This is a genomic window from Roseibium sp. (assembly GCF_025698965.1).
In the GTDB taxonomy this organism is placed as follows: domain Bacteria; phylum Pseudomonadota; class Alphaproteobacteria; order Rhizobiales; family Stappiaceae; genus Roseibium.
The window spans coordinates 1-5735 of record NZ_JAILWL010000430.1; the positions used below are offsets into that span (position 1 = coordinate 1).

A 5735-nucleotide genomic window follows, 5' to 3' on the forward strand; every position below is an offset into this window, starting at 1 on the left:
AAAGCTTTGCAGAGTTCGAAGCAGTCATTCGCGAGGCGGATTTTATTCTCGATTGCCACCTGGTGGCTGGCGATTTCGATTATTTCCTGAAGATCCGGGCACGCGACATGGCCGACTTCAACAAGCTGCACGGAGAGAAGCTGATAGCTCTTCCCGGTGTTCGGCAAACACGAACGTTTTTCGTCATGAAAGAAGTGACGGACAACGCGCCACTTCAATTCTAGGTCATGCCCTCATAAAATAAGCCATGCTGGTGGGAATGAATTTGTTCGGATAGGCAGCGCTAAACATCGGAAAACCGTGCGGTTTTCAAGGTTTAGCAACAAAGTTGTCGGGCAAATTCCCCCCTATCTTGAAGGGACGCAAAAACGCCTTCGGTCCGCTGCGTCAAAGTCCTCAAGCGGGCAGGGGCGCGCTTTTCGCACCTTTTCTTGCAGCTCGTCGCCGTTTGCTGCGCCAGTGCGGTCTTTTTATGAGGGTATGACCTGGCTCTTGTTACCGTGAAATTGCGGTTTATCGGCTGGCCGTTGCCAGGGCGGAACCAAAACCGACAAACAGACCGCCAGTGACGCGCCGGACCCAGCGTATCCGCCGCGCCGAAGTCAGAAAGCGGCGCAAATGATTGCCTGCAAAGGCGATCATCGCATGGTTGGCATAACAAAGCGCCGCATAGGTGAAGGAGAGGATCGACGTCTCTACCAGATCTATACCCTGGGCACGCATGAACTGGGGGAACAGGGCGGTAATGACAAGGATTGCCTTTGGATTGGTAACAGAGACGAGAAAGGCTTCCAGAAACAGTTTCCAAGGGCTCTTGCGCGTCGCCAAGGCTCCGGATGTGACTTCGAAACTGGATTTGTCACGCCAGACTTTCAGCCCGAGGTAAATCAGATATGCGGCGCCGATGAATTTCAAAACGGTAAAGGCAAATGCGGAGGTAGCCATAAGCGCGCCGAACCCAAAAGCCACTGCATAGCCGATGATTACCAGTCCGGCCGCATTGCCCGATGCAGAGGCGAGTGTGGCATTTCGGCCGAAGCGCAGAGTGTTGGAAATTGCCAGCATGACGCCAGGGCCGGGACTGATGGCAGGTAACAGGGAAACGGCAACGAAAACGAGCCAGAGATCAAACGACATGACTTAATTTCCTCATTCAGGGCGGGGCTGCACAGGTCGGCAGGTGAGGAGAGGATCAAGGCAGCAGGCGACCGGCCTGAACGGCTTGATCCAATAGGCCCTGGGCATAGGCCCAGAGGCGGGGGAAGGGAGAAAGACGGGATTCCTTGGTTTCACGCAAATCAGCTGCCGAAATCGGCTCGTGGGTGGGATCATCAAGACCGGAGGCAAAGACCAACACCATTGGATGCAGCGCATCCATGGCATTTGCAAAACGGGCTTCAGCTGTCTCGTTGGCTTCGAACTCCAGCCAGAGGTCTTTGAAGTCCGCCGACTGATGGTCGGGGAGCAGGGCAAACAATCGTTCTGCAGCCTCGTGCTCCCTGGCCTTGACGGCAGAGAAATTGTCTTCGGTCACCCAATGATCGCCTGCGTCGATTTCAACCAGATCGTGGATCGCCAGCAGCTTGATGACGTGGGGAATGTCGGTGCCATCCGGTGCATGGTCTGCGAAAGTCAGGGTCTGAAGAATGACGTGCCAGCAATGCTCCGCCGTGCTTTCCCTGCGACTTCCGCTTGAAAGCTGGTTAAGGCGAATGACTTCCTTGAGCTTGTCGGCTTCCAGCAGAAATGCGACCTGTTGGGACAATGCGTCAGGCATTCAGACTTCACCCATGGCTTTGCGGAAACGCTGAACGCTTTCCTTGAACCCGTAGATCAGCGCCTCGGCGGTGAAACCGTGACCGATCGACATTTCCCTGATAAAGGGCACCCTTGCAATGAGGGCGGGGATATTCTCGACCGTGAGGTCATGTCCGGCATTCACACCCAATCCGCATTCGCGTGCCGCCTCGGCTGTAAGCGCAATGCGCTCGAGCTCTCTCGCAGCCCTTTCCGGATCGTCGAAACAGGCACCATAGGGACCGGTATAGATTTCAATGCGTTCTGCACCCAGGCGTGCCGCATGCTCCGGATGAGATTGGTCAGGGTCGCAGAACAGAGAAACAGTGATTGCCCATTCTTTGGCGGCGGCGATGCCGGTTTCCAGCGCTGCCGTATCTTTCGAAAAATCCCAACCGTGGTCCGACGTTGTCTGCTCAGGGTCGTCCGGAACGAAAAGAACCTGTTCCGGCCGGGCTTCTTCCACCAGTTTCAGGAAGTCGGGAGATGGGTAGCCTTCCAGGCACAACTCCTTGTTCGGGAAGCGGTCTTCGATCAACTCTGCCAGCTCAAAAACATCGGTCTTGCGGATATGCCGCTCATCAGGGCGAGGATGAATCGTAACACCCTTTGCTCCGGCTTCCATGGCAATTGCCGCAAGGCCCGTAACGCTCGGCCAGGGCAGGTCACGGCGATTGCGTAGCATGGCAACAGCATTGACATTGACTGACAGGCGGGAGGTGACAGACATGGCTTGTATTCCGGTTGAAGCGGTTGAGAGTTTGATTCAAGGGCTTTGACAGCTATTTAAAGATTGTTGTTAAAGTCATTGAAGTCAAACATGAAATTGTCACTAGAGACAATGTTCTGCTTTTGGCAGGAAGAGCCATTCGCAGTAAGACCTCGTTTTCCGGAAAACCTTCCAGGGTGAAAATGCACTCCAGAACTCGTTCAGATTTCCGTCGCTGGAGCATCCAGCCAACCCTGATATCGAACAAGCAGCCCCAATCCAGGCAGCGACAGTTTTACGTCGAAGTGAAATCTGCCGTCTCGGGCAGTCTCGGTGGCTTCGCTGACAGGTAGAAGCCATCGGGGCAGGGGCAGTCCGAACAAGGTTCCCCGGCTCACCGGAAAATGCAGTCTGTTTTCATGAAGCCGAAGGTCGATGTCAAACTGTAATGGGCCAAAGCGTTCCCGGATGTGTCCGGCCTGTTCGTTGTCCCGCAGCGACAGAACCGATTTGAACTTTTTTGCCCCGAAATGCCGCTGCCAGATTTCCCGGTCACCACGACGCTCGATTGTCACGGTCACGGGGGTGTCGTCGTTTTCGGGAGGGAAGCCGATAAACCGGCAAAGCAGATTGCCAAGGATAGAGGTGCCGCGGGAAATCCTGGCGCGGCCTTTCCAGGTCCGGCGATCGAACACGGTATGCAGAGATTGAACCGGAGCTGGCAATGCATTGAATTCGAGCCCGAGCGCTTTTTGAAAGAGAATGGGGGAGGGATCTTCCCTCCGGTCGGTCGTGACTGACAAATGCCGCGTCGCTTCCGTGATCTCATTCAATGTGAATTCCCCCAGACAGGCCCGCGCACCCGATACAGCAAATAGTCGCAGCAACTGGTTTCATTTCACTGAAGCTGAAAAACATTCCTGTAATTCACGAACCTTGGAACAGCCGCCATAAAACCGTTGCAATCGGGAAGTTACCTGATTTATGTAACGTAATAACATTACATAAATCAGGAGCTCAAATTGTCTGATATGCGTCTTCCAGTCACCGTCCTGTCCGGGTTTCTCGGCGCAGGAAAGACCACTCTTTTAAACCGTATTCTGAACAATCGTGATGGTCTGAAGGTGGCCGTCATCGTGAACGACATGTCGGAGATCAATATTGATGCTGATCTAGTTCGGGCTGGCGGGGCCGAGCTCAGCCAGACCGACGAGACCCTGGTGGAAATGTCGAATGGTTGCATCTGCTGCACCTTGCGCGACGACCTGGTGAAGGAAGTTCGCCGGCTTTCCGAAGACGGCCGGTTTGAGTATCTGCTGATCGAATCCACCGGAATCTCCGAACCGCTGCCGGTGGCGGCAACGTTCGAGTTTTGCGATGAGTTGGGTGAGAGCCTTTCGGACGTTGCCCGGCTTGATACGATGGTGACCGTTGTCGATGCGGTCAATCTTTTGAGCGATTATTCAAGCCACGACTTTTTGCATGACCGCGGCGAAACGCTTGGCGAGGAAGATGAGCGGACGCTGGTTCATCTCCTGACGGATCAGATCGAATTTGCCGATGTCGTTGTCTTGAACAAGGTCGGGGCCGCCAGTCAAGGCCAGGTGGACGCAGCACGGAAAATCATTCGCAGCCTCAACGCGGATGCCAGGATACTGGAAACGGACTATTCCGAGATTGAAACCAGGGAGATTCTGAACACGGGGCTATTCGATTTTCAGAAGGCTCATGAGCATCCGCTCTGGGCGAAAGAGCTTTACGGATTTGCCGACCATGTTCCGGAAACGGAGGAATATGGCGTTGTATCGTTTGTCTACAGAGCAAGACGTCCCTTTGATCCTTTGAAAATTCACGCGGTGCTTAACGGCCCACTTCCGGGGGTCATTCGGGCGAAAGGTCATTTCTGGATTGCAACTCGGCCGGACTGGGTGGCCAAGTTCTCGTTGGCCGGAGCTCTTTCCAGTGTCAGTCCGATCGGAACCTGGTGGGCATCAGTTCCGCAAAGCCGATGGCCTCAAGATCCGCGGGCGCAGACCTATGCGAAATCGAACTGGGTCGAGCCGTTTGGTGATCGTCGCCAGGAACTGGTGCTCATTGGCTCAGGCATCGACTGGCCGGAAATCAAGGCACGGTTGGACCAGTGCCTGCTGGCTGAAAGCAAGGGCGACGATCTGGCTTCCTTTCAGAATTTGCTGGATCCCTTTCCGCGTTGGCGCCGGGCGGAGGAAGCAGCATGAACGTGGTCCAGAAGCCCCATGCCTTCGGGGCGCTAAAAGCTCAAGATGTTTTAGGCGGCAAAGAACCGGATATTCTGGCTGATATCACTCGCCCCGGTGTCGCTGCAGCAATCTGGCAGAGAACGCCTGAGCCGGAGTTCCAGGACTGGCTGGACAATCAGCCCGCTGAAAATCTTCCGTCGTTGCGGGCGGTTACGCCGCTGGATGCCGTGGAAGAGGTTCTTCTCGCCTCCTGCGAACAGGCGAATATGCCGTTTGCCAAGATGCGGAACATGCTTGTTGAGGATGCGGCAGCACTTGCGTGTATGGCGGGAAAGGCACTCGGCACCAGGTTGTGCGGATACGCTTTGACATCGCAAGCCAGGTGATGTGCCCGAAGTTTCATCTTGATGCGGTTCCAGCGAGGCTCTTATGCACCTACAGGGGAACTGGAACGGAGTATGTGCCTGAAAATCAGCAATCGGATATCAGCCGGATCCAGTCGATTCAAACCGGTTCCGTCGCTCTATTCCGCGGAGCGACCTGGCCATCGGGCGAAAGAACCTGCTTGCTGCACCGATCCCCTGCCATTGGTGAAGGCGGCAAGACCCGGTTGCTGGTTGTGGTTGATCCACTGAAAAGCAATTTCTGACTGTCCCGGCCGTCAAAAGCGCATGTCGCTTGCTGGCGGCCGGAACGTGTTTTCGCTTACGTTCAGGGTGCTTAAACCCGGTTGAGAAGGCGCGCTCTGATCGTGTTTGGCAAGTCCCGGATTTCCTCCAGGATCTTTACGGGATCCTGAACCGGGCTGTCGACATCCATCACCACGTAACCGATGTCCTGATGAGACTGCATGAATTGGGCGTGGATGTTGAGATCGTGCCGGCTGAAGAGGTCGTTCAAGGTGCGCATTGCGCCCGGTGCGTTGTGATGCACCTGGATGAAGCGGGTCATCTCCGTGCCTTTGGGCAACTGCACCTGCGGGAAGGAAACCGCACCGAGGGTGGAGCCGA

Annotated in this window: 6 protein-coding genes and 2 pseudogenes; 3 read left to right on the forward strand and 5 right to left on the reverse strand. The window is 55.2% G+C overall.

Annotated features, from left to right (window positions below; translation table 11 throughout):
* The coding region (locus K5905_RS26065) for an Lrp/AsnC ligand binding domain-containing protein (protein WP_297589631.1) at nucleotides 1-224 on the forward strand (224 nt) is incomplete at its 5' end.
* 289 nt (nucleotides 225-513) lie between these two features.
* Here the strand turns inward: K5905_RS26065 and K5905_RS26070 are convergent.
* The 4 genes from K5905_RS26070 to K5905_RS26085 all read right to left on the reverse strand — a co-directional run bounded on the left by K5905_RS26070 (nucleotide 514) and on the right by K5905_RS26085 (nucleotide 3339).
* A complete protein-coding gene (locus K5905_RS26070) occupies nucleotides 514-1137 on the reverse strand; it encodes a LysE family translocator (protein ID WP_297589633.1) in 624 nt (207 codons plus the stop codon).
* A gap of 55 nt (nucleotides 1138-1192) precedes the next feature.
* Nucleotides 1193-1777 (reverse strand): HD family hydrolase, encoded by a 585-nt coding sequence (locus tag K5905_RS26075; RefSeq protein WP_297589635.1) that lies wholly within the window; start codon nucleotides 1775-1777, stop codon nucleotides 1193-1195.
* Nucleotides 1778-2527, reverse strand: coding sequence for a pyridoxine 5'-phosphate synthase (locus tag K5905_RS26080; RefSeq protein WP_297589637.1), 750 nt, complete (start codon nucleotides 2525-2527; stop codon nucleotides 1778-1780).
* 200 nt (nucleotides 2528-2727) lie between these two features.
* Nucleotides 2728-3339, reverse strand: coding sequence for a DUF4166 domain-containing protein (locus K5905_RS26085; protein ID WP_297589640.1), 612 nt, complete (start codon nucleotides 3337-3339; stop codon nucleotides 2728-2730).
* 198 nt (nucleotides 3340-3537) lie between these two features.
* Here K5905_RS26085 and K5905_RS26090 point away from each other — a divergent pair, with 198 nt between their 5' ends.
* Together K5905_RS26090 and K5905_RS26095 are read left to right on the forward strand one after the other, a co-directional pair.
* The gene (locus tag K5905_RS26090) at nucleotides 3538-4743 is read left to right on the forward strand and encodes a GTP-binding protein (protein ID WP_297589643.1); all 1206 of its coding nucleotides are present in this window, start codon (nucleotides 3538-3540) and stop codon (nucleotides 4741-4743) included.
* Nucleotides 4740-5374, forward strand: a pseudogene (locus K5905_RS26095) (DUF1826 domain-containing protein). Before K5905_RS26090 ends, K5905_RS26095 begins: the two are co-directional and overlap by 4 nt.
* Before the next feature lie 71 nt (nucleotides 5375-5445).
* Here K5905_RS26095 and K5905_RS26100 read toward each other — a convergent pair.
* Nucleotides 5446-5735 (reverse strand): annotated as a pseudogene (locus K5905_RS26100) (phosphoglycerate dehydrogenase); the annotation flags it as partial.